This is a genomic window from Silanimonas sp., from assembly GCF_044377035.1.
Lineage (GTDB): Bacteria > Pseudomonadota > Gammaproteobacteria > Xanthomonadales > Xanthomonadaceae > Silanimonas.
Map to the genome: position 1 here is coordinate 22,379 of NZ_JBILJW010000004.1, position 22,741 is coordinate 45,119.

The following is a 22,741-nucleotide window of genomic DNA, read 5'->3' on the forward strand; positions in this document are numbered from 1 at the left end:
TCGTCGAACGTGGCCGGGGCAGGGCCCGGGCGGTGAAGGTGATGATGCAGGCTAGCGTAAACGCTCTGCCATCAAGCCTTCACTTTCTAGAGCTTGGGCACGAATCTGTCGACCCGCTATCGGGCGGATGCCCCCGGGAGGTAGCGGTCGAAGCAGGCGGCCACCACCCGGAGCAGCAGCCGGCCCCGGTCGGTCACGCGCACGCGGTGGTCGCGGCAGGCCACCAGCCCGTCGGCTTCCAGCGCGGCGAGGCGCGGCCGGGCTTCCTCGAGGACGGTCAGGGTCTCCGCGCCCGTGCGTCGGCTGAGGGCGTCGAAATCGACCTCGCCCTGGCACATCAGGTCCTGGATCAGGGTGGCACGCAGCTGGTCGTCGTCGTCCAGCACCAGGCCGCGCCAGACCGGCAACCGACCGGCGTCGACGGCGGCCTCCCACAGGCCGAGTTCGCGCGGGTTCTGCGCGTAGGCGTCGGCGATGCGGGAGATGGCGCTGGCCCCGAAACCGACGAGGTCGGTGTCGGCGTGCGTGGTGTAGCCCATGAAATTGCGGTGCAGGCCGCCCTTCCGCTGCGCGACGGCGAGTTCGTCGAAGGGCAGGGCGAAGTGGTCCATGCCGATGTAGACGTAGCCGGCGGCCGTGAGGCGCTCGATGGCGAGGCCGAGCAGCGCGATCTTCCCGGCGGGACTCGGCAGGTCGGCGGCGTCGATGCGCTTCTGCGGCCGGAACATCTGCGGCAGGTGCGCGTAGCTGTAGACGGCCACGCGGTCGGGGCGCAGCTCGACGACCTTGTCGAGCGTCGCGCGGAAGCCGTCCAGGGTCTGCTTCGGCAGGCCGTAGATGAGGTCGACGTTGATCGAGCGCATGCCGGCGGCGCGCGCCGCCTCGAGCACGTCGCGGGTGGCTTCGAAGGGCTGCACGCGATTGACCGCGACTTGCACGTCCGGATCGAAATCCTGGATGCCGAAGCTGGCGCGGTTGAAGCCGATGTCGCGCAGCATCGCCATCGCCGCCGGCGTGGTGCTGCGCGGGTCGATCTCGATCGACAGGTCGCTGTGGTGCTCGTCGGCGAAGTGGAACGCATATCGCAGGTGCCCCACCAGCCGGGCGAGCGTCGTTTCGTCGAGGAAGTTCGGGGTGCCGCCGCCGAAGTGCAGCTGCACCACTTCGCGGTCGTCGTCGAACAGCGGGGCGACGCGGTCGATCTCTCGGCGCAGGCGCTCCGCGTAGGCCGGTCCGCGGGTGGTGTCGCGGGTGACGATGCGCGTGCAGCCGCAATAGAAGCAGGGGCTCAGGCAGAAGGGGACATGCACGTACAGCGACAGCGGCCGGGGGATCAGCGCGTCGTTGCTGCGTGCGATGGCGGCCCGCAGCGCCGACTCGCCGAAGGCGGCATCGAAATGCGGGGCCGTCGGATACGAGGTGTAGCGCGGCCCCGGCGTGTCGTGCCGGGCCAGCAGGTCGGGGTCGAAGCGGGGGCGGCCGGTGGTCATGGCGCCACGGTAGGCGCGCGGCGCGTGACAGGCCTTGACCGGGATCAAGCGCCGACCCGGACGGGGGGAGCGTGCGGGACGCCACGGTTTCACGGCGCAGCCATGGAACACGTCCGAGCCACGGCGCATGCTGCGGCGATGGCGACACGAACCCTGGGGCAACGGTGGCGGCGGCGGATGGCGGGCCTGGCGGCCCTGCTTTGCGCGGCTGGCGTGCTCGCGGCGGCCGCTCCCCCGGAGCAGCGTTTCGCCACGGCGGAGTTCCTGCCCTACATCGATCGTTCGGCGCCGGAAGGGGGCTACTACCCGGCGTTGGTGACAAGGGTGCTGGCGCACCATGGCGAGCGTGCGGCGTTCGTGGACCGCCCTTGGGCCCGTGCCCATGAGGAAACGCGGGCAGGGCGCTTCGATGGCAGCTTCCCCTACCTGCGCAGCCCCGCGCGAGAGCGCGAGTTCCTGTTCTCCGACCCGTTGCTCGAAGTGCCCTCGCTGCTGTTCGTCCGCCGCGACACGCTTGCCGGGGGTGGCGATGTCGAGCGCAACCGACGCATCCAGTCGGCCCGTCGCACCTGCTACCTGCGCGATTCGCTGATGCCCACGCTCCTCGAGGCGCGTGTCGCGGCGGGCGGGCTGGAGGTGGTGCGCGTCGACGACATGGCGCAGTGCTTCCGCATGCTCGAGGCCGGCCGGGTCGATGTCGTTGCCGCCGGGGCCTACAACGGCCGGAGCACCCTGCGACGGCTGCACGGCGCCGGGGGCCCGATCGCCGCCGTCGGCGGCGCCATCGACGTCTCGACCCTGCACCTCGTCTGGCCGCGCCGCGATCCCCGCGCCGAGGCGCGGCGTGTCGCCTTCAACGCCTCGCTTGCCGAGCTCAGGCGCTCCGGTGTCGTCGCCGACCTGCAGGCGCGACTCCTCCTGCAAGCGGAGTGACACGGCGGCGCGGATAATCCGCCGCATGACGCCCCCCGACGAACTTCACCGGCACCACGCGCGATGGCTGCAGCGCCGACGGCGCCTGCGCCGCCTGCTGCGGCCCCTGCCACGCCGCGCCAACCTCACGCGCTACCCGGTGCTGAAGTGGTTCGCCGAGCACGCTCGCCGCGCCGCGTTCCTTTGGTCGTTCAAGCGCGCCAACGTCATTCCGTCCCTTTACGTGGGCTCGGTGCTGGCCTTCCTGCCGGTCTACGGCCTGCAGATCCTGTTCGGCTTCGGCCTGGCGCTGGGCCTGCGCGGCAACCTGACGGTGATGGTGGCGCTGCAGATGATCACCAACCCGCTGACCATCGTCCCGATCTACGGGTTCACCGCGTGGGTGGGCTTGGGCGCGATGGCGCTGGCCGGCGTTGGCGCCGGTTGGCCCGACGCCTTGCGCTACACCAACGCGCTTTTCGTCGGCGGGGTGATCGTCGGCTTGGCCTTCGCGCTGCTCGCCGACCTCACCTGGCGCCTGCTGGCGTGGGAGGCGCGGGTGTTCCGCCAGCGGCTCGACGCGCTGCGTCGGCATCGAGCCGCCGTACCTCCCTCCGACTAGGCGCCGCGGTTCAGGGCGTGCAGCCTTGGAGCGGTCCGAGGGGGATGGCCGCCTCGTCGAAAGCCCACGTGCTGCCGGGCGCTTCGCCCGGCGCTTCCGTCGCGGCGAATCGGAAACTGCCATCCGGCAGCAGCGTGCGCACCAGCGCACCCGCGGTGCGGCGAACCGGAGTGCCGCTGCGTTCGCAGTGCGGGCAGAAGCCCGACAGGGATTCGAAGGGCGCGCTGGTCGTCGCCGGGCCGATGCGCGGAATCTCCGCGACGCGGAAATCGGCATCGCCGTCGGCGTCGTAGCCGAACGCCACGTAGAACTCGTAGTTCGCCAGCAACTGCACGCTGTATCCGGTGCCCGCGCGCTGTGGATTGAACCACTGGCCGCTTCGATCGCTGGCCCGGCCGTCGATCGTGGGGCAGCCCCGGCCGAGAGGCTCAAGGGATTCGCTGCCCGTGATGCCGTCGAGGGTGTAGGCCATCGTCGCGCGATCGGCGCCGGTCGGCGTGAGCGTGATGTGCCCCGCTGGCGCAAGGTGATTCCTGCCCGTTCTCCACGTGCTCCGGTAGAGCGGCGCATGCCAGATGCCGTTGGCGCCGGGCGCCCTGGCTTGTGCGTAGAACCAGGTGGAGTCGCCGTCGGGCCGATAGGTGTACCAGAGTGCCACCCACTGATCGCCCGAGGGATAGACGAAAAGACCGTGCCCGCTTCGTTGAGGATTGAAATAGCTGCCGGGTCGCAAGGTGGGCGGCGTGGCATCGATCGTGAGACCCACATCGACGAACGTCGGCCGCGTCGACGTCGTCGTCGGCAGCAGGAAGTAACGTCCGGGTGGCGGGCTGAGGAACTCGATGCGCTTGCGCCGGGGCTCTCCTCCGCCGGTCAGGAGGATGCGCGAGTTGATGGATGCCGGAGGGACCACGGGCGTGGTCGGTCGATGGCTCGGCAGGTCGCCCGCGACCAGGCGGATGTCGAAGGGCTCATTCGCCGTTGCGTCGACCGAGAACCTCTGGGTTCCCGGGGGGATTTCGAAAAAGTGCGTCGCCTCTCCGGCGCGGGCGATGGGTTCGGCTTGGATCGAAATCGCCATGCCCGGGGCGATCGCCACCGGCTTCTGCACGGTCGTGTTTCCCAGGAAGAATGGCAGCCATTCCTCTTCGAGCCCCTTTCGCCGGTAGCGCAGAATGCCGAGAGGGAAGGGCTGGACGCGACCGAGGTCCGATCGATCCCAAGCGAGGTGGACGCGCGAGGCAATGGCGGCGCCCTCACGGCTGTCGACGCGCCAGGCGGATGCAGCGCGGGTTTCCTCGATCGGCACCGCATAGATCCGGACGCGAACCGTGTGCTCGCCGACCAAGCCGCGGGAGGGCGCGACCGGGACGCGGCCCAGGACCCAGAAGTTCCGCGCGTGGGCCGGTCCCGCCTCACTGTCTAGATCGCACCAGTCGCCGATCCGCTCGGACGCCATCGATGACTCGGTCGGTTGGGCGTGGCAGATCTGCTCATCCGGGTCCGGACGGAAGTCGCCGTCGAGATCGATGCCGACCACCACCGTGTCCGGCGAGTCGATGAAGTAGCGATGACGGATGCCGGGCCGTCCATTGTCCAGCGCTTGGACGTACACATAGCGCTGATGATCCGGCAGGAGCACGGGGTCGACGGCGATCGGCGAGGACCAGATCCTGCTCGTCAATTCGAGCGCGGCCACGGGCGCGTAGGCCGAGACGTGGGCCTCGAGGCCGGAGGCGCTTCGCACGGTATGCGCCAGTGCTTGGCCGCGCGTCGCGCCATCGCCGACCGAGCTGATCAGGCCGGGGCCGTGCGGCACCGTCACGTTAGCCTCGCTGCATCGTCCATCCGCGATGCAGAGACGGTAGCGGACCACATCCGTCGTTCCGGACGTGGCGCTGGGAGTGAGCAGGAGTGATTCGCCCATGATCGTCAGCCGGGACGCCGCGGTCGAGGACACCACCGTGAGCCGCAGTTGATCACCCGTGCCCGCCGGCCAGACGTCGTTGGAGAGCGGATTGATCGACACCTGTGGGCCGTTCGAGCGCACGCGGATCGTCTCGGGAACGGCCTTCAGCACCGAGCGTCGCGTGAGCGTGACCGTCGCTTCCCGGCAGCGGCCGGTGGCGGGATCGCTGCAGACGCGGTAGGTGAAGGTGGCGGGCTCGTCGCCGTTCCTCTGGCTGATGCCCCTCACGCGCCCGTCGGGGAAGGTCACGACGGACAACAGCGTGTCGGCGCTGGTGACCCGCATCACATCGACGCTACGGCGGTCGAGGGGGCCCAGATTGCTGTCATTGGCCAGGATGCCGGGAGCCGGGATCTCGAAGACCGGGCCTTCCACGGTGAAGGCGTCGTTGGCGAGGTTGGGCAACGGCGTACCGATCGCGATCGACCGGGACAGGGACGAGGTGTCGCGACCGTCGGTCGCGCTCGCGACCACGAGCAGCGTCTTGCCGGCATCCTCGGGTTGCACGGTGTACGACGCGCCTTGTCCCGCTTCGGAGGAATCCTGGCGGAGCCAGCGGTAGCGCAGATCGATGGTGTCACCGTCGGCGTCGTCGGCGGTCGCGGAGACGGTCATCACCTCGCCGACCTCCGGTGTGCCGAGGACGACCAGAGAGGTGATCCGGGGCGGGCGATTCGCCGGAAGAAGCACTTCGGCCGAAAAGGCGGACAGGGTCTCGCCCCCGGCGGCGAGCGCGTCGACGCGCACGGCAATCCGCTCGCCACGGTCGATCATGCGCGGTCGATACTGGGCGGAGGTCTCGCCGGCAATGACGAAATTGCCGCGGAACCAGGTGAATTGGTAGCTGATCGCATCGCCGTCGGGGTCGACGGCTTCGGCATCCGCACGCAGCTCGGTGGTTCCCGTGATGCTTGGGAACCTCACCCAGCGCGGCGGCCTGCCGGCGCCGTCAAGCGTCATCCGGACGACGTCGCCGAGTCGGCCGAACGTCAGCCGGTCGGCGGCCGGGTCGAAGGCCGGCGGCGACGGATAGTCGCCGTCGTAAGACACCACGTCGCCCTCCGCCTGCTCCCAGTCGCGCGCCGTCGAGCCTAGCGACGACGAGGTCGATGCAAGTACGTGGGTCCCGACGTTGCAGCCTATGGCGAAGCCCGAGGCCGAGAAGAGGACGAAGCGGCCGCCCGCGAGCTCGGCGAGGTGCGGAAAGCAGGTCGCAAGCCCGAGAAGGCTGTTGCTGCTGTCCACGGTCGCCGCCGGCTGTGTCGGGGAGAGGCTGGATAGCGACAGCGTTGCCCCCCAAGTGTTCCCGCTGGACAGGACGGCAAGGCGGCCACTGGACAGGGCCAGGGCGCGGAAGAAGGTCTCGCCGCTGCGTGGCGACCACCGGCGTGCGGGATTGCTCGCGAGGTCACTCGGGAAGCGGCCGCCGACGTCGAACGCCAGGCCCTCGCTGAACACCGCGGCGAACCGTCCGCCCGCCAAGGCCAGCGTCGCGACTGGCGTGCCCGGCAATGCCACGACATTGCTCGTGCCGATCGTTCCGCGGGGCGTGTCGGCGCGGACATGAAGCACCCCGGATCGCGTCACGCCATTCGCGGAATAGCTCGGGACGGCGACCAAGGCCTCGCCATTGGGCAGGGCCGCCCAGCGCGGGCGGTACTGGAACAGGTCCATGGCTCCGAGTCCGGCCTGCGCGGTATTCCCGAACCACGAGTTCGACGGGTCGATGCCGCCGCTGCTGCTCGCGCTGACCACGCTGATCGCGCCAGCGTTGGCGAGGCCCGCATCGTCCACGCTGGGTGAACCCACGAGGACGCGCCCATCCGTCAACTCGATCGCACCACCGCTGCCCCAGCGGTCTTCCGCGGCGCGGCCGAACGTGGAGTTCGTGGCCGAGAGCTCGATCCGCCCGAAGCCGGTTGGCGCGATGGTCACCGCTCCGGCCTCGAACCGCATCGTGGGCTGCGACCACGCCCGGGGCGATAGCACCACCAGTCCGCCATTGGAAAGGGGGACAACGCCTCCGGAGCCGACGTACTCGTTCGCGTAGAGACCGCCGATCATGTTGTCGACGCCCGCCACGCCAACCGAGGCCGGAGAGTTGGCGATGCGGTGCACGGCGCCGCTATTGCTCCAGAAGTTCGGGCTGATCACGGCGAGGTCGCCGTTGGCCAGCGCCACCACCCCCCGGTAGTCGGGATGCAGGACACCGCTGCCCAAGCGGTCGTTCGGTCGGGCGCCGATGAACGCGTTGCTGCTGCCGATGGTGCCGCTCCGCGCTTGGGGCCCGGTGGCCACGATGATGGCGCCGGCGTTGGCCGCGCCCGGGGCATCCCAGTTCGGAGCGCTCAGGACGACGTTGCCGTTCGGAGCCGGAGTGAGCAACGCGTCCCTGAGGTCATCCGCCGCGGCTCCCACCAGGGCGTTCGCCGTCGAGACCGTGCCGATCGTCGGCGCCGTGCTGGCCAGCCAAACGAGGGCGCCCGCGTTGGACACCGCACCGTTGTTCCACTCGGGGAGCAGGGCGATCGCATTGCCGTTCGGGAAGCGGAAGAGATCGACTCCGCTGAAATCCCAGCGTGCGCCACCAACGAGGGAATTGGCCGAGCTCAGCAGGCCCACGGTCGAGCCGTCGCCACGCGCCCACGTCATGGCACCCACGCTCACTGCGGTACCCGCACCCCAGTCCCTGCTGACGACCAGGTAGTGGCCGTTGCCCAACGCGAGGACGCCGCCATCCCCCACTTCGTCGCCGCTGCTGTCGCCGACGATCGAGTTCGCTGCGGAAATGGTCGTGGGCAGCCCCTGTTCTGCGTGCCCCCAAGTCACCGCCCCGGCGCGCGAAAACGCGCCTCCGCCCCAGTCCGGGCTCGAAACCACGTAGTGGCCGTTGTCCAGCACGGTGATGCCGCCACTGCCCAGCGCGTCATCTTGGCGCGTGCCTTCGACGCGCTGGATCAGCGTGCCGTCCGGCCTGAACAAGCTGACCGCGCCGCGGTTCTGAGCACCGACCGTGCTGAACGCGGGATCGGCGACGACGATGTTTCCGTTCGGGAGTGTTCGGAACCAGCGGTCACCGAGCGGGGAGTCGTTCCCGTGGGGGATGAGCTGGACCCCGGCCGAAACCGCTGCAGGACCACCAATGAGGGCGACGACGGCGAGCAACGCCAGCGACGTGCGGGGGGAGTGGCCAGCGGGGGGCATGCGTCCGTCCATGGAGAGAAAGCCGCGGCATGGGATCACAGCCCCATGGAGCTCGCAACCCGCGAGTCATGGTGCCTACGACGCGTCGGAAGCCTCAGTGCCTAGCCGTCGGCAGCGTGGCCAGGTTGCGGCTGTCCAGGCGCAACACCGGATAGCGACTGAACTCGGTGTCGAAGTAGGGCGTGCGCTGGTAGAAGAAGCGCAGCCGCTGGCGCGGATCGGCGGCAAACGCGGCGTCGGCCCCGAGCTTGGCCTCGAAGGCCGCCTTCAGTGCGGGGTCCTTCGCCATCATCTCGCGGGCCATGGCTTCCATCACGCGCGGTTCCGCGTATTCCTTCTCTTCGAAGATCGCGTCGAAGAAGCCCCAACGCAGGAAGCTGTCGGGCGAGGCCGGTTCGAGCAGCAGCGCGGCGAGGCGCCCCTTCGGCTGGTCCATCGACACCAGCCAGCTGCCGGCGGGAACCGCCTGCTCGCTGGTCTCGAGGGTCTGTTCCAGCTCGGCGATCGCGTGGCGGCCCTCGAACGGGCGCGGGGCCCACGCGACGTTGCCAAAGCGGTAGCGGCCCGCCTCGACGGTGGTGGCCGCGTCGATGCGCGTCATGGCGATGCCGTGCATGCGCAGCCGATCGAGCACCGCGGTCCACTGCGGCGGCACGACGTAAGCCGCGGGCGCCTCCGTTTCGGCGGTGACGGTGACCTGGCGCTGCACCGGCACCCGGATCGTCTCCGGCTTCGACGTGTCGTAACGCACCCACGTCCCCCCCGAGATCTCGCTCTCCGTTCGCGAGTCGGCGTAGCCGAGGAAGTCGATCGTCTCGGTCGTGTCGGCGAGGCCGAAGGCCAGCGGTATGCGGCGGTCACCGCTGAATCGCGCGGCATCGGCACGGGCATTCGCGGCCTGCAGGGCCTCGCCCTCCTGGCCGAGCATCCGCAGCGTCTCGACCAGCAATGCCTCGTTGACGGCCGCGCGGGTGCGGAAGTCCTTGAGCATGTGGGTTTCGACCAGCAGGCCGGGGCGGTTCACGGCGGCGGCATAGCCCACCGAGAAGCGCGGGCCGGAGGCGCCTTCGACGAGGCCGGCACGCAGGTTCGTGCCGTCCTTCAGGCTGACGTAGAACGCCACCGGCCAGCCCTGCGTGGCCAGCGCCGGCTTCACCACGCCGTCGAAGGCGCGACGCTGCCAGTCGGCAAGGGGCGGCTCGATGTTCTGCGCGGCTTCGAACGCCCAAGTCATCGCGTACTGGTAGTCGGCGCCGTTGGTGTTGTGCATGTCGATCAGCAGGTCGGGGTTCCATGCGTGCCAGAGGCGCATCCACGCCTGCATCTCCGGCGCGTCGAGCTTGGTGTAGTCGCGGTTGAGGTTGAGGTTCTGCGCGGTCGCGCGCCAGCCCATCGCCTCGGGGCCATTCTGGTTGATGCGGTTGAACGGGCCGAAGCGTTCATGGCCGTCGATGTTGAAGATGGGCACGAGCACGAGCACGGCGTGTTCGATGAGATCGGCGTGCTTGCCGCCCACCGTGAGGTCGCGCACCAGGGCCATCAGCACGTCCTTGCCCTCGTGCTCGCCCGGATGGATCGCGGCCTGGATGAAGATCACCGGCTTGCCCGTGGCGTGCGCGGCCTCGGGCGTGGTGACGCCCTGCTTCGACACGATCACGGCGCGCATCGCGCGGTCCTGCGCCGAGCGGCCGAATTCGAGCATCGCCACTTGCGGGCTGGCGGCGTCGAGGCGCTCGAAGTACGCCATCGTCTCGGCGTAGCGCGGCGTGCGCGTGTAGCCGCTGGCTTCCGCCGGCGTGGCCCAGTCGGTGGCGGTCGCGAGCATCGGCGGCGACAGGGCAATCGTCGAGACGGCCAACGCCAGGGCGAGGGAGCGCGAGCGGCGCGGGGTGCGGTGGTGGGACGGCGAGGCGGGCATTCGGGTCTCCGGAAGCAGGGCCCGATGCTAACGGAGCGGCCGCACGGCCAGCGAGCGTTCAGTCTTCGCCGCTCGGGGACCGCGGTTTACGGCTTTCTTAGCCTGCAACTAACTCTTGCCTAACCTTGGCCTAAGACTGGCTTAAGTCGGCGCGGCAAGCATGGCGCCATGCCGATGACCGCCTTCCCCTTGCCCGCCCGCACCCACGCCGCGCTCGACGCGGCCACCGATCCGGATTGGGTGCCGACCCTGCTCGGCCCCGACGACGATCGTCGGGTGGCCGAGGCCTTCGTCGCCCGCGTGTACCGCGAGCAGTTCGACGCCCAACTCACGGAATTCATGCCGTGGCTGCTGGTCTTCCACGACCGCCAGGGCGTGCTGCGTGCCGCCGTCGGTTTGCGCCCCGCCAAGGGCCACCCCCTGTTCGTCGAGCAATACCTCGACCAGCCGGCGGAACAGGCGGTTGCTGCGGCGCTGGGCCGCTGCATCGATCGCGATGCGATGGTCGAAGTGGGCGGTCTCGCCGCCTTGCGCCCCGGTGATGCGCGCCGCCTGATCCTCTGCCTCACCCGTGGACTGCACCGGGCCGGCCTGCGCTGGGTGCTGTTCGCCGCCACGCGGCAATTGCGCAACGCCTTCGACCGCCTCGGCCTCGCCACCGTCGCCCTCGCGCCCGCGCTGGCCTCGCGCCTGCGTCCCGGGGCGACCGACTGGGGCCGCTACTACGACACGTCGCCGACCCTCGTCTCCGGCGACATCGCCGCGGGCATGGCCTTCCTCGAAGCACGCGACGTCGCGGCGCCGATGCGCGGGGTGGGCACGTGAGCGCCGTCCTGCAGTCGCTCGCGGATCGCGCCTCCAGCGACGTGCTGATGCACGACGGCGAGCAGGCGCTCACCGCCGACGCCCTGCGCGACGCGGTGTCGCGCTGCCGCGACCAGCTCGAGACGCTGCCGCCGGGCGCGGTCGCCAGCCGCCTCGACAACGGCTTGGCTGCCGCCGTGCTCGATCTCGCCCTCGCGGCGAGCGCGCGGCCGCACATCGCCCTGCCGCCCTTCTTCACCGAAGCGCAGTCGGCGCATGCCGCGCAGTCGGCCGTGGCGATGGCCCTGCCTGCCGCGTCGGATTCGCCGCTGGACCGCCTGCAGTGGCGGACGCTCGAACCCTCGCCTCGCGCCTTGCCGGCCGGCACCGCGATCGTCACCTACACCTCCGGCAGCACCGGCGCACCGAAGGGCGTCTGCCTCGATCGCGCGTTGCCGGAGCGGGTCGCGGCCTCGCTGGTGCAGGCGATGGCCACGCTGGGCGTGCGCCGACACCTCAGCCTGCTGCCCCTGGGCGTGCTGCTGGAAACGGTCGGCGGGCTGTATGCGCCGCTGTTGGCGGGTGGCGAAGTGCACCTGCCTTCGCTCGCCACGGTCGGCCATCGCGGCAGCGCCGGCCTCGACCTCCAGGCCCTGTTGGCGACGCTGCACCGCCACGCCCCGGAGTCGATCATCCTCGTGCCGCAACTGCTGCAGGGGCTGGTGCAGGCGGCCGAAGCCGGTGCGGCCTTGCCGCGTTCGCTGCGCATGATCGCCGTCGGCGGCGCGCGCGTGCCGCTCAGCCTGCTCGGCCGCGCCGCGGCCCTTGGCCTGCCCGTGTACGAAGGCTACGGCCTAAGCGAATGCGCGTCGGTCGTGGCTTTGAACCGCCCCGGTGCCCAGCGTGCCGGCAGCGTCGGCCGCCCCTTGCCGCATGCGCAGCTCCGCGTCGACGGCGAGGGCGAGGTGTGGGTCGATGGCCCGGCCTTCCTCGGCTACACCGGCGAGGCGTCGCGCGCCTCGGGCCCGTATGCCACGGGAGACCTCGGCGAGTTCGACAGTGAAGGCTTCCTGCATCTCCGCGGCCGCCGCAAGGCGATGTACATCACCGCTTGGGGTCGCAACGTCAGCCCCGAATGGCTGGAAAGCGAGCTGGTGCAGCACCCGCTGATCGCGCAGGCCTTCGTCTGGGGCGAGGGCCGCGTGCAAGGCGCCGCCGTGCTGGTGCCGCGCCGCGCCGATGCCTCCCCCGCGGCGCTCGAGCGCGCGGTGGCCGAAGTCAACACTGGCCTGCCCGACTACGCGCGCGTGGCCGCCGTGCTGACCGCGGACGAACCCTTCACCGTCGCCAACGGCCTACTCACCGGCAACGGCCGGCCGCGGCGCGAGGCGCTGATGCAGCGCTACGGCGCCGCCATGGTCGCCGCGCCCGATCCGCATGCGCGCACCGTCCTTTCCCCTCCTGTCCACGAGAGCGTCCATCCATGAAGACCTTCAGCCCGTTGCCCGAGATCGGCGGCTTCCACGCTCGCCTCATCGCGCAGAGCGCCGAGGCGCGCGCGGCCTTCCAGGCGCTGCCGATCCTCGGCGAGGCGGTGCAAGGCCGCGTGTCCCGCGAGGACTACATCGCCTTCCTCATCCAGGCCTACCACCACGTCCGCCACACCACGCCGCTGCTGATGGCCTGCGGCAGCCGGTTGCCGGCGCGCTTGGAATGGCTGCGTGAGGCCATCGCCGAGTACATCGAGGAGGAGGTCGGTCATCAGGAATGGATCCTCGACGACCTCGAGACGCTGGGCGTGTCGCGCGCCGCCGTGCTCGAGGCCGGCCCTTCGCCGGCGACCGAACTGATGGTCGCCTACGCCTACGACACCATCCATCGCGGCAACCCGGTCGGTTTCTTCGGCATGGTGCTGGTGCTCGAAGGCACCAGCGTCGCGCTGGCGACACGCGCGGCGGATGTCATCGAAACCACGCTCGGGCTGCCGAAGAAGGCGTTCCGCTACCTGCGCTCGCACGGCAGCCTTGATGTCGAGCACACCGGCTTCTTCGAAGGCCTGATGGACCGCCTGCACGAACCGTCCGACCAAGCGGCGGTGGTCCATGCCGCGCGCATGTTCTACGGCCTGTACGGCTCGGTGTTCCAGGGCCTGCGCAGCGCGCCGGCGCTGGCGGTGGCCGCTTGAACGGCGTCGCCGGTCGCGGCGTCCTGCTCACCGGGGCCAGCGGCGGCATCGGCCAATGCCTGGCGCTGCGCCTCGCCGAGGCCGGCGCCACGGTCTATGCCGTGGGGCGACGTGCCGATGCCCTGCATGCGCTGGCGGCGCGTGCGCGTCCGGGCGCCATCCGTCCTGTGGTGGCTGATCTGGCCACGGCGGACGGCATCGACGCGGTCCGCCGCGCGGTGGCCGCGGCGCCGATCCCGGTGTCGATGCTCATCCTCGGGGCCGCGGATTCCCGTTTCGGCCTGTTCGAGCACAGCAGCGTCGTCGATGTTCAGGCCCAGGTCGCCACGAATCTCGTCGCACCGATGCTGTTGGTGCGCGCGCTGCTGCCGTGCCTGATGCGCCTGCCGAGCGCCGGCATCGTCGGCATCGGCTCGACCTTCGGCAGCCTCGGTTACCCCGGCTTCGCCGCCTACAGCGCCAGCAAGTTCGGCCTGCGCGGTTTCCTCGAAGCGCTCGCGCGCGAACACGCCGACACCCCGCTGCGCGTCCAGTACCTCTCGCCGCGGGCGACCCGCACGGCATTGAACAGCGCGGCGGTCGATGCCATGAATGCCGAGCTCGGCGTGGCCGTCGACGATGCCGATCAGGTCGCCGCCGCATTGCTCGAGGCCATCGAATCCGGCACGCGCCGCCGCCAGCTCGGTTGGCCCGAGCGCCTGTTCGCGCGCCTCAACGGCGCCTTGCCGGAGCTCGTTGATCGCGCGCTCGCCAAACAGCTTCCCATCGTGCGGCGCTTCGCCCGCGCCGCCGCCCCCGTCGTTTCCGACACCGCCCTGGAGTCCAGCCCGTGAATGCCTTCCGTCATCCCCTCGCCGTCGCCATCCTTGCTGGCCTTGTGCCCATGGCCGCGCTGCTCGCCGCGCCGTCGGCCCAAGCGGCCGACACGCCGCCCGCGGCGGCCACGCTCGCTGCGCCGGCGGCCTCGCCGGTGGCGACGCTGCAGGCCCGCTGGGCGGAGATCAAATACGGCCAGCCCGCCAACGCCCAGGCGGCCGCTTTCGAAGCGCTCGTGAAGGAGGCCGATGCCGCCGTCGCCGCGCATCCACGCGATGCCGCCGTGCTGACCTGGCGCGGGATCATCGAAGCCTCGTGGGCCGGCGCGAAAGGCGGTCTCGGCGCCCTCTCGCTGGTGAAGAAGGCCAAGGCCGATTTCGAAGCCGCGCTCGCCATCGACGACGCCGTCCTCGAGGGTTCGGCGCATACCAGCCTCGGCAGCCTGTACTACCAGGTGCCCGGTTGGCCGGTCGGCTTCGGCGACGAGGACGCCGCGCGCGAGCACCTGCAAGCGGGCCTGCGGATGAACCCGGCGGGCATCGACAGCAACTACTTCTGGGCCGACTTCCTGCGCGACCAGGGCGATGACGCCGGTGCTGTCGCGGCCTTCCGCAAGGCCCTCGCTGCACCGCCGCGCCCCGGTCGTGAATCGGCCGACGCCGGTCGTCGCGGCGAGATCGAAGCCGCGCTGGCCGCGTTGGAGGGCTGAAGCCTAGACTCCAACCATGCGAATCCTGTTGGTGGAAGACGACGCGTCGCTCGGCGAGGGCCTGCAGACAGCCCTGCGCCGGGCGGCCATCGCGGTGGACTGGGTGCAGGACGGCGTCGCCGCGCTGACGGCCATCCGTGATGGTGGCTTCGACGCAGTGGTGCTGGATCTCGGCCTGCCGCGGATGGACGGCGTGCAGGTGATCCGCACCGCGCGGCAGGAAGGGCATCGCGTGCCGATCTTGGTCCTGACCGCCCGCGACCGCGTCGGCGACCGCATCGAGGCGCTGGACCTCGGCGCCGATGATTTCCTCGGCAAGCCCTTCGACCCGAACGAACTGCTCGCCCGACTTCGCGCCCTGCATCGCCGTGCGCAGGGGCAGGCGCAGCCCACGCTGGCGCACGGCGCGCTGCGTCTCGATCCGGCCACGCTCAGCGTGCATTGGCAGGGGCGCATGATCGACCTGCCGCGCCGCGAGTTCGCCCTGCTCCGTGCCTTGATGGAACAGCCCGGCCGCATCCTGACGCGCGACGCACTGCAGCAGGCCATCTACGGCTGGGACGAGGACGTGGCCAGCAACTCGCTCGAGGTGCACGTGCACCACCTGCGCAAGCGGCTCGACGCCGACCTGATCCGCACCGTGCGCGGCGTGGGCTACACGCTCTCGGTGCCGGCATGAGGTCGGCGCGGCTGATGCTGCTGGCGGCGCTGGTCGTCGTGGTCTGCAGTGTGGCGGCCGTGGCGGCGTTCTTCAGCTACCGCGAAGGCCGCACCGAGGCGGCGGAGCTGTTCGACGCCAAGCTCGCACACTCGGCCCGGGTGCTGTCGGCCCTCGTCGCACCGCACGTCACCGACCTGCCGCAGGCCGACGGCGCGCCGTCGCTGATCGAGGTGTGGCATGGCGACGCCGAAGGCCGGGGCGATGCCCTCGTGAGTGCCGATGGCCACGCCTACGAAACCAAGCTGGCCTTCCAGGTGCGCGATGCGGAGGGCCGCTTGTTGCTGCGTTCGGAAAGCGGCCCCGCCACGCCGCTGGCTGCGCTGGCATCAGGCTTCGCCGACGTCGAGCTCGAGGGCCAGCCGTGGCGGGTGTTCACCCTGCGCAGCCGCGAGGGCCTGTGGGTGCAGGCGGGTGAGGAGGGCGAGATCCGCGAGGAGCTCGCCACCGGCATCGCCCGCGGCACGCTGCTGCCGTTGATCCTTGGCTTGCCGGTGCTCGTGGCGTTGCTCTGGGTGGTGCTGGAATTCGCCGCCCGTGGCCTCGCACGCATCGTCGATGGCATCGAGCGCCGCGCAGGCCACGACCTGACGCCGATCGATCCTCTGTCGGTGCCGCTGGAACTCGGTGGCTTGGTGCGCGCCATCAACGGTCTGTTCGATCGCATGCGGACGGCGCTGGAGCGCGAGCGCCGCTTCACGGCGGATGCCGCGCATGAACTCCGCACGCCGCTCGCGGCCTTGCGCGTCCACGCGGCCAATTGCCACGCCGAGGAGGACCCCGCGGCCCGCGACGCGCTGGCGGCGCGCGTCGATCGCGCGTTGGTGAGGATGGAGCGCGTGATCGCGCAGATGCTCGATCTGGCGAGGCAGGAGTCCGTGGCGCCCGGCGCCGGCCTCTCCGGCCGCGGCGCGATCGACCTCGCGGCCCTCGTGCGGCGCGAGGCGGCGGAACTCGGTGTCGCCGGCCTCGGGCGTGGGCTGCAGCTCGAAGTGACCGGTGACGATCATGTTGCAGTGGCCGGCGACGAGATCGCTCTGGGCATCATGGTGCGCAACCTGCTCGACAACGCGTTCCGCTACACCCCCGATGGCGGCCGGATCCGCATCGAGGTCCGCAAGACGGATTCGGGCGTGCAACTGGGCATCGACGATTCCGGCCCTGGCTTGCCCGCCGAGGCGCGCGAGCGCGTCTTCGACCGTTTCCATCGCGAGCTGGGCAGCGGCGCCACCGGCAGCGGCCTCGGCCTGTCGATCGTGCGCTCCGTGCTGGCGCGGCACGAGGGCACGATCACGCTGCGCGATTCCGAATGGGGTGGGCTGGGCGTCGACGTGCGACTGCCCGGGGTCACGCCCGGCTAGCGGTCGGCGTCCTCGGCGGCAGGGGCGTCGGGTTCCGCCCGCGCCACCTTGCTGGCCACGGTGAGGTCGGCGCTGACGTTGCCGACGGTGGAGAACACGTCGGGGATCAGGTCGACCGCGAGCAGCAGGCCCAACGGTTCGACGGGCAAACCCGCGGCCTGCACGATCGGCAGGTTGGTGCCCATGAAGCTGGCCTGGCCCGGCAGGCCCACCGAGCCGAGGCTGATGACCACCGCGAGCGCGATGCAGGTGGAGATCGTCGTGGCGTCGAGTTCGATGCCGTAGGCCCAGGCGATGAAGCTCATCACGCCGAGGTACTGCGCCGGGCTGGTGATGCGGAACAGCGAAACCGCCAGCGGCAGCACCAGTGCGCCGATTTGCGGCGGGTAGCCGAAGCGCTCGTTCGAGGCCTGCAGCATGGCCGGCAGGCTGGCCAGCGAGCTCTGCGTGCTGGCGGCGACGACCTGTGCCGGCAGGATGGCGCTGGCGAAGCGGCGCAGCGGCTCGCCGCCGCCCAGCGGCGCGATCACGTACAGCGAGGCGGTGATGACGAGGTAGGTGGCGATCAGCACGGCCACGTGCACGCCGAGTGCGCCGAGCACGCTGCCGCCGGCCTGCACGGTGACGGGGAGGATGAGCGCGAACACGCCCAGCGGACCCACCTTCAGCACCCAGTGCACGATGACGATCATCGCGTCGGCCACGCCCTGCGCCAGGGCCAGCACCGGTGCGCGGCGTTCGGCCGGGATGCGCGTCAGCGCGAACGCGAACAGCAGGGTGAACACCACCAGCGGCACGATGGCGCCCTGCGCGGCCGCGGCGATCGCATTGGTGGGCACCAGTGCGGCAAGGCTGGCGGCCACGCTGCCCTCCGGTGCCGCGATGGTGCCGGTGGCCGCGTGCAGGGCTTCGGTGAGCGCCTCGCTGCGCGGCGCGAACGACAGCAGGAAGGGCGCGAAGAACGCGGTGAATACCGCCGACGCCGTCGCGAGGCCGAGGATCCACGCCAGCGTGCGCCGCGCGATGCGTCCCGACGCGGCGGCATCACTCGCCTGTGCCACGCCGACGATGAGCAGGCCCATCACCAGCGGGACGATCGTCATCTGCAGCGCGTTGAGCCACAGCCGGCCAATCGGCTGCGCGATCGCCGCCGCGTACTGTGCCGCCGCTGGTGCGAACGCGTCGAGGACGAGGCCGAGAACGGCGCCGAGCAGCAGGCCGAGAAAGACCTTCGCGGCGCCGCTCATTCGTGCGCGTCCCGGCCGGCCGGCGTGCCGCCAGCGGGGCCGGCGTTCGGGTTGCCGCCGCCGGGTGCCGGCAGGTCCCACGTGGCCTGCATGCGCGCATAAGCCTGGACGGGGAGCAGCACGAAGCGCGGCGTCGCGGCTGGGTCGAGCCAGCCGAGCAGCGTGGACATGTCGCCGTCGGCCATCGCCGTGCAGCCGGCGGTGGGCACGTCCGGCCCTTTCCACAGGTGCGCGAAGATGCAGCTGCCCGCGCGATCCGCGCCGGCGGCGTTGTGCTCGATGACGAAACCGAGGCGGTAGCGCTGGTCGCCGTCCTTGTGGAGGTCGCGGCGCATCGGTTCGGTGCTGCCTTCGATGGCTGTCGCGCCGACCTCGCGGGTATCGACGATGCGGTTGTAATCGGGCGAGCCGGGCACGTCGATGCACCAGTGCTCGCGCTGCATCGGCATGTACGCGAGGCGCGTGGCGGCGGACTCGGCATAACCGAACGCACTGCCGATGGCGAACACGCCTGCGGGCGCGCGGCCATCGCCTTCCGCCTTTTGCGGGCCGTCGGCCTGCGGCGCATGCACGCCGAGGCCCCAGGCGCTGCCGGCGCGGCCCACCATCACCGGGAAGCTCGCGCCCACAGGCCGCCACGCACCGCCCGCGTCGCGTTCGAAGCGGGCGAGTCGGCCTTGCGGGGCGTCCCAGTTCGGCGTCAGCACCACCACGAGCTGGCGGGTGGCCGGGTTCGGCCACGGGCCGTGGTCGACAAGGCGCGGCGGCCGCGTGTCGTCGTGGCTCGGCGCCGGGCGCATGGGCCCGCGATCACCAAGGCTGCTGCAGCCGGCGAGAACACCGACGACGGCCAGCAGGAACAGGGCGGGGAGGGCGCGCGGATGGGCGTGGGGGGCGGGCATGTCAGTAGTCCAGAAATTCGAGGCCGGCGATGGCGCGGATGCCAAGGCCGGGAGTATCGCCGACGCTGATGCGCGGGCCCTCGAAATGGACATTGCCGTCGACGGGGTCGAAGCGCGCGAGGCCGGGGCTGTCGAGGTCGATCAGTCGAACGAGGTCGGCGTTCGCGACGGCGAAGTGGGCCGCGGCGGCGGCTCCGACGGGGCTCTCCAACATGCAGCCGACCATGCAGGGCAGGCCGGCTTCGCGCGCAACCTCGGCCACGCGGGCCGTCCCGGCCAGGCCGCCACTCTTCATCAGTTTGAGGTTGATGAGGTCACACGCGCCCGCGGCGATCGCGCGTTCGGCGTCGCGGGCGTTGAACACCGATTCGTCGGCCAGCAGCGGGGTGGTGATAGCGGCACGGAGGCTGGCTAGGCCCTCGAGGTCATCGGCGGGCAACGGTTGTTCAAGCAGTTGGAGGTCGAGCCCGCGCGACTCCAGCGCCTGCATCACCGTGATCGCATGCCGCAGCGTCCAGCCCTGGTTGGCATCGAGGCGAAGCCGTGCGCGCCCGGCCACGTCCGCATGCAGGGACGCGATGGTCTCGACGTCGGACTCGGGATGCTTGCCGACCTTGATCTTCAGCGCGCGATAGCCAGCATCGAGTGCCGCCTGTGTGTCGACACGCATCGCCGCGAGCGGATTCGCGCTGATGGTGAGGTCGGTCGCCAGCGTCGCCGTGCCCTCGAGGCGGCTTCCGAGGAAGCGATGCAAGGGCAGGCCGGCCGCCTGCGCCGCGAGGTCGTGCAGGGCGATGTCGATGGCCGCTTTGGCGCTGGGGTTCCCGGCCATGGCCCGCTGCACGCGATTGAGCAGCGCGGGCAGCGCGGCGAGGTCGCCGTCGCGCAGCGCGGGCAGCAGGTGCTGGCGCCAGGCGGCTTCGATCGAGGCGTGGGTCTCGCCGGTGATCATTGCCGTGGCCGCCGCGCTGCCGTGGCCCACGTGGCCGGTGTCGGTGTCGAGCAGCAGCACGCGATCGTCGACGTGGTCGACCTCGCGCAGTGCCGTGCGGAACGGCACCTTCAACGGCACGCGGAGCCGTGCGATGCGCCAGCCGGTGATCTTCATCGCGCGTCGTCCGCCGGCAGCACCCGCACCAGCATGGTGGCTGCATCGAGGTAATCGGTGGCCGCGTCGACGTGCAGCGGCAGCAGCGGCGTCAGCACCACGCCGTTCGCGCGCCATTCCACCAGCTCGCCGCCGGCCTCGCGGACGCGCAGCTTGTGCACGTCGTGGATGACCCACGGGCCGCGCTCGTCATGGCCCACCACCATCACCACGTGCCCGGGCAGGTAGAGCAGGTCACCCGGCGCCAGCGCGGCTGCCGCATCGAGGCGTGCCGCGCGGTCGAGGCCGACGAGCGATTGCCGCGCGAACGCCGGGCTGCGCGCCTGGTCGCCGGTGTTGCGCGGCAGGACGAGACCGACGCTGCGGTAGACCTCGCTGACGAAGCCCGAGCAGTCGCGGGCGCCGTTCGCGTGGCCCCAGCCGTAACGCTCGCCGAGGAAGCGGAACGCCTGTCGCAGCACGTTGGCCCGCGACGCCGGCAGCGGGCCGTCCTGGCTGGTTTCGCCGCGGGGCAGCAGGGCGGTCGTGAGCACCAGGGCGCCGGACGCATCGCGCGTGGGTACTTCGACCACGTGAGACGCGAGCGCGCCTTGGCCGTTCACCGCCTCCGTCACCGGCCAGTCGCGACGTTCGGGAAGGGGCACGCCCATGTCGAGCGCCAGACCGGACACGGCCGGGGCGTCGGGCGTCGTTGCCAACCGGGCCACGGGTTCGAGCACCACGCGCGTGGCGCGCGTGGCGAAGCCGAGGGCGGTCTCGCGGTCGGTGTGGGCCAGCGCGTCCTCTTCGATCCACGCCGCGTAGGTGGCACCGACAACGAACCGCCAGCGGCCATCCGCGCTGGCATGCAGCACCGCGACGGGCGTGCCCGGGAAAAAGGCCGATTCCTGGAAGCGGTCGAGGTCCGTCTCGCCCGGCCCGCTGAACACGCGCTCGTGCGTGGGGAAGGTGCGCAGCGCCGCGCGCCGCGTCACCAGCGCCCAGCCCAAAGCGCGTTCGCCGTCGGCCGCGTCGAGCGCTTCAAGGTCCAGCGCGTCCGACCAGCGTTGGCGGTCCGCTTCGCCGAGCAGGCGACCGTCCTCGCCATAGCGCAGGGCCGTCGGAGGGCTCGATAGCGCCAGCACCCGCGCACGGAGCGCGGCGTTGGTCATCACCTCCGGCAAGGCCGCGAGTCGCGTCACCGACGGGTCGCTGTCGAGCAGCCGGTCGTTCTGCGCGGCCACGGCCGTCGCCTCCATCGCCACGTGTTCGGCGCCGGCCCAGCGAGCGATCCAGTGCGCGGCCTCGTAGGCCGCGTCGGCCGGACGAAGCCGCTCGGGCCCCTGCGCTGCGTTGCCCAAGGCGGCGACGGTGTGGTCGGCGGTGGGCCGCTCCCGCGCGCTGGCCGGTAGCGCAGCCAAGGCGACGAACGCGAGCAGGGCGACGCCACGCGCGGTATCGAGGATCGTCATGTTCGCCATCGTGGCCCTCATCCGCCGTTCGCTCCCATCAGTCCGGGCAACACCGCCGCGAGGGCCAGCCCGACGCCGGTGCCGAGCAGGTAGCCGAGCAGGGCGAGCAGGATGCCCAGGGGCGCGAGCGCCTTCGCGTGCATCGCTGCGAGCAAGGGCGCGCTGGCGACGCCGCCGATGTTGGCGAGCGAGGCCACGCCCACGAGGGCAAGATCGAGCTTGAACAGGCGCGCGGCCCCGGCCATCAGCGCGGCATGCACCGCCAGAACGATGAAGCCGGCGAGGATGAACCACGGCGCGGCGGCGAGGCCTTCGAAGCTGCCCTGCGAAGCGAGCGTCACCACCACGATCGCCAGCAGCGCGCTGCCGCAGCCTTCGGCGCCGGGCAGGCGGCGCAGCGGGGTCAACGCGGCCAACACGCCGGCCACGCTCACCAGCAACAGCGTCCAAGAGGTGGCATTGAGCACGCCGTCCTGCGGCATCAACGCCGCGAGCTCGCGCGCCAGCAGCCCCGCCGTGAGGCCGAGGCCGAGCCACATCAGCGCGTGGCCGGGCGTGGACGGCGCCTCGGGGGCGGGTTCGAACGTGGCGACCGCTTCGCCGCTGGCGCGGGCCTTCGCCCAGGCATTGAAGCGCGGCGCCAGCGGCACCGTGGCGAACAGCGCCAACACCCAGACGCTGTAGCAGAGCGCGTCGGTCAGCAGGGCGAAGCCGAGCAGCTCGGGTGGGGTGTCGACGGCTTGGCTGACCGCGACGAGGTTGGCCGTGCCGCCCACCCAGCCGCCGGCCACGGCAGCGAGCGGCTTCCACGCATCGGCGGGCAGCAGGCCGCCCAGCAGCAGGGCGGCAACGATGAAGCCGAGGGTGATCGAGGCCGTCGCGCAGGCGAACGCGAGAAGCACGCGCGGCCCCAGCGCCAGGATGGCGCGCAGGTCGCAGCGCACCAGCAGCAGGAAGATCAGGGCCGGCAGCGCTTGCGACATCACCTGGGTCCGCGTGGCGTCGACCGCCGGCCCGCCCGCCCAGAAACCGGCGACGGCCAGCGCGGTCGCGGCGACGTAGGCCAGCACGATGGGCGGCAGCACCTCGAACAGGCGAAGGGGCCAGCGGCTGGCGAGCACCGGGAAGAGGCCGGCGAGGAGGAGCAGGGCCGCAAGGAAGGCGGCGGGAGAGTCCGTCATGGGCCGATCATAAAGAGGGCGGCGGCCAATCCGGCACGCCCGCGTCGGCCCGCGATGAGGGGCGTCTCGGCGGCGTGAGGACGGCAGCGGGACCCTCTTGCACCGGCCCGGCGACGCCCCGCATGGTGGCCGCCCGATCCACCA

At 71.3% G+C, this 22,741-nt stretch carries 17 protein-coding genes; 9 read left to right on the forward strand and 8 right to left on the reverse strand.

Annotated features, from left to right (window positions below; all coding sequences use genetic code 11):
* Nucleotides 1-116 precede the first annotated feature (116 nt).
* Nucleotides 117-1,490 carry an oxygen-independent coproporphyrinogen III oxidase gene (gene hemN / locus ACIQ6S_RS03065; protein WP_397607073.1) on the reverse strand — a complete coding sequence of 458 codons (1,374 nt, stop codon included), beginning with the start codon at nucleotides 1,488-1,490 and terminating at the stop codon, nucleotides 117-119.
* A gap of 102 nt (nucleotides 1,491-1,592) precedes the next feature.
* Here hemN and ACIQ6S_RS03070 point away from each other — a divergent pair, with 102 nt between their 5' ends.
* Both ACIQ6S_RS03070 and ACIQ6S_RS03075 read left to right on the forward strand, forming a co-directional pair.
* A complete protein-coding gene (locus ACIQ6S_RS03070) occupies nucleotides 1,593-2,423 on the forward strand; it encodes a substrate-binding periplasmic protein (protein WP_397607074.1) in 831 nt (276 codons plus the stop codon).
* 25 nt (nucleotides 2,424-2,448) lie between these two features.
* Entirely contained in the window at nucleotides 2,449-3,024 is a 576-nt protein-coding gene (locus tag ACIQ6S_RS03075; protein ID WP_397607075.1) for a DUF2062 domain-containing protein, read from the forward strand.
* A 10-nt stretch (nucleotides 3,025-3,034) separates the two neighbouring features.
* On the opposite strand, the gene ACIQ6S_RS03080 is transcribed toward ACIQ6S_RS03075, so the two are convergent.
* Nucleotides 3,035-8,209, reverse strand: coding sequence for a hypothetical protein (locus tag ACIQ6S_RS03080; protein ID WP_397607076.1), 5,175 nt, complete (start codon nucleotides 8,207-8,209; stop codon nucleotides 3,035-3,037).
* An 82-nt stretch (nucleotides 8,210-8,291) separates the two neighbouring features.
* A complete protein-coding gene (locus ACIQ6S_RS03085) occupies nucleotides 8,292-10,115 on the reverse strand; it encodes a M14 family metallopeptidase (protein WP_397607077.1) in 1,824 nt (607 codons plus the stop codon).
* A 168-nt stretch (nucleotides 10,116-10,283) separates the two neighbouring features.
* Between ACIQ6S_RS03085 and ACIQ6S_RS03090 the strand changes: the two genes are divergently transcribed.
* The 7 genes from ACIQ6S_RS03090 to ACIQ6S_RS03120 are packed head-to-tail and all read left to right on the forward strand — an operon-like array spanning nucleotide 10,284 to nucleotide 16,708.
* Nucleotides 10,284-10,940, forward strand: a complete 657-nt coding sequence (locus ACIQ6S_RS03090; protein WP_397607078.1) for a thermostable hemolysin — start codon at nucleotides 10,284-10,286, stop codon at nucleotides 10,938-10,940.
* Complete coding sequence (locus ACIQ6S_RS03095; protein WP_397607079.1) at nucleotides 10,937-12,406, forward strand: AMP-binding protein; 1,470 nt, start codon at nucleotides 10,937-10,939, stop codon at nucleotides 12,404-12,406. The genes ACIQ6S_RS03090 and ACIQ6S_RS03095 overlap by 4 nt, the downstream gene beginning before the upstream one ends.
* Complete coding sequence (locus ACIQ6S_RS03100; protein ID WP_397607080.1) at nucleotides 12,403-13,104, forward strand: TenA family transcriptional regulator; 702 nt, start codon at nucleotides 12,403-12,405, stop codon at nucleotides 13,102-13,104. Before ACIQ6S_RS03095 ends, ACIQ6S_RS03100 begins: the two co-directional genes overlap by 4 nt.
* On the forward strand, nucleotides 13,101-13,937 hold the full coding sequence (locus tag ACIQ6S_RS03105) for an SDR family oxidoreductase (protein WP_397607081.1): 837 nt from the start codon (nucleotides 13,101-13,103) through the stop codon (nucleotides 13,935-13,937). The genes ACIQ6S_RS03100 and ACIQ6S_RS03105 overlap by 4 nt, the downstream gene beginning before the upstream one ends.
* Nucleotides 13,938-13,987: 50 nt before the next feature.
* The gene (locus ACIQ6S_RS03110) at nucleotides 13,988-14,629 is read left to right on the forward strand and encodes a hypothetical protein (RefSeq protein WP_397607178.1); all 642 of its coding nucleotides are present in this window, start codon (nucleotides 13,988-13,990) and stop codon (nucleotides 14,627-14,629) included.
* A gap of 16 nt (nucleotides 14,630-14,645) precedes the next feature.
* Nucleotides 14,646-15,308 carry a response regulator gene (locus ACIQ6S_RS03115; protein ID WP_397607082.1) on the forward strand — a complete coding sequence of 221 codons (663 nt, stop codon included), beginning with the start codon at nucleotides 14,646-14,648 and terminating at the stop codon, nucleotides 15,306-15,308.
* A gap of 17 nt (nucleotides 15,309-15,325) precedes the next feature.
* Nucleotides 15,326-16,708, forward strand: a complete 1,383-nt coding sequence (locus tag ACIQ6S_RS03120) for an ATP-binding protein (RefSeq protein WP_397607179.1) — start codon at nucleotides 15,326-15,328, stop codon at nucleotides 16,706-16,708.
* On the opposite strand, the gene ACIQ6S_RS03125 is transcribed toward ACIQ6S_RS03120, so the two are convergent.
* Genes ACIQ6S_RS03125 through ACIQ6S_RS03145 form a run of 5 tightly spaced genes read right to left on the reverse strand, consistent with a single transcriptional unit; the run spans nucleotide 16,705 to nucleotide 22,597 of the window.
* The gene (locus ACIQ6S_RS03125) at nucleotides 16,705-17,955 is read right to left on the reverse strand and encodes a dicarboxylate/amino acid:cation symporter (RefSeq protein ID WP_397607083.1); all 1,251 of its coding nucleotides are present in this window, start codon (nucleotides 17,953-17,955) and stop codon (nucleotides 16,705-16,707) included. The genes ACIQ6S_RS03120 and ACIQ6S_RS03125 overlap by 4 nt on opposite strands.
* A complete protein-coding gene (locus tag ACIQ6S_RS03130; RefSeq protein ID WP_397607084.1) occupies nucleotides 17,952-18,857 on the reverse strand; it encodes a L,D-transpeptidase in 906 nt (301 codons plus the stop codon). Before ACIQ6S_RS03130 ends, ACIQ6S_RS03125 begins: the two co-directional genes overlap by 4 nt.
* A 1-nt stretch (nucleotide 18,858) precedes the next feature.
* Nucleotides 18,859-19,965 (reverse strand): dipeptide epimerase, encoded by a 1,107-nt coding sequence (locus ACIQ6S_RS03135; RefSeq protein WP_397607085.1) that lies wholly within the window; start codon nucleotides 19,963-19,965, stop codon nucleotides 18,859-18,861.
* Entirely contained in the window at nucleotides 19,962-21,416 is a 1,455-nt protein-coding gene (locus ACIQ6S_RS03140; RefSeq protein ID WP_397607086.1) for an SH3 domain-containing protein, read from the reverse strand. The genes ACIQ6S_RS03135 and ACIQ6S_RS03140 overlap by 4 nt, the downstream gene beginning before the upstream one ends.
* A gap of 17 nt (nucleotides 21,417-21,433) precedes the next feature.
* The gene (locus tag ACIQ6S_RS03145) at nucleotides 21,434-22,597 is read right to left on the reverse strand and encodes a DUF819 domain-containing protein (RefSeq protein WP_397607087.1); all 1,164 of its coding nucleotides are present in this window, start codon (nucleotides 22,595-22,597) and stop codon (nucleotides 21,434-21,436) included.
* Between the last annotated feature and the right edge of the window lie 144 nt (nucleotides 22,598-22,741).

Coding starts and splice junctions, on each gene's coding strand:
- hemN (WP_397607073.1), bottom strand. CDS start 1,490: ATGACCACCGGCCGCCCCCGCTTCGACCCCGACCTGCTGGCCCGGCAC.
- ACIQ6S_RS03070 (WP_397607074.1), top strand. CDS start 1,593: ATGGAACACGTCCGAGCCACGGCGCATGCTGCGGCGATGGCGACACGA.
- ACIQ6S_RS03075 (WP_397607075.1), top strand. CDS start 2,449: ATGACGCCCCCCGACGAACTTCACCGGCACCACGCGCGATGGCTGCAG.
- ACIQ6S_RS03080 (WP_397607076.1), bottom strand. CDS start 8,209: ATGGACGGACGCATGCCCCCCGCTGGCCACTCCCCCCGCACGTCGCTG.
- ACIQ6S_RS03085 (WP_397607077.1), bottom strand. CDS start 10,115: ATGCCCGCCTCGCCGTCCCACCACCGCACCCCGCGCCGCTCGCGCTCC.
- ACIQ6S_RS03090 (WP_397607078.1), top strand. CDS start 10,284: ATGCCGATGACCGCCTTCCCCTTGCCCGCCCGCACCCACGCCGCGCTC.
- ACIQ6S_RS03100 (WP_397607080.1), top strand. CDS start 12,403: ATGAAGACCTTCAGCCCGTTGCCCGAGATCGGCGGCTTCCACGCTCGC.
- ACIQ6S_RS03110 (WP_397607178.1), top strand. CDS start 13,988: ATGGCCGCGCTGCTCGCCGCGCCGTCGGCCCAAGCGGCCGACACGCCG.
- ACIQ6S_RS03115 (WP_397607082.1), top strand. CDS start 14,646: ATGCGAATCCTGTTGGTGGAAGACGACGCGTCGCTCGGCGAGGGCCTG.
- ACIQ6S_RS03125 (WP_397607083.1), bottom strand. CDS start 17,955: ATGAGCGGCGCCGCGAAGGTCTTTCTCGGCCTGCTGCTCGGCGCCGTT.
- ACIQ6S_RS03130 (WP_397607084.1), bottom strand. CDS start 18,857: ATGCCCGCCCCCCACGCCCATCCGCGCGCCCTCCCCGCCCTGTTCCTG.
- ACIQ6S_RS03135 (WP_397607085.1), bottom strand. CDS start 19,965: ATGAAGATCACCGGCTGGCGCATCGCACGGCTCCGCGTGCCGTTGAAG.
- ACIQ6S_RS03140 (WP_397607086.1), bottom strand. CDS start 21,416: ATGACGATCCTCGATACCGCGCGTGGCGTCGCCCTGCTCGCGTTCGTC.
- ACIQ6S_RS03145 (WP_397607087.1), bottom strand. CDS start 22,597: ATGACGGACTCTCCCGCCGCCTTCCTTGCGGCCCTGCTCCTCCTCGCC.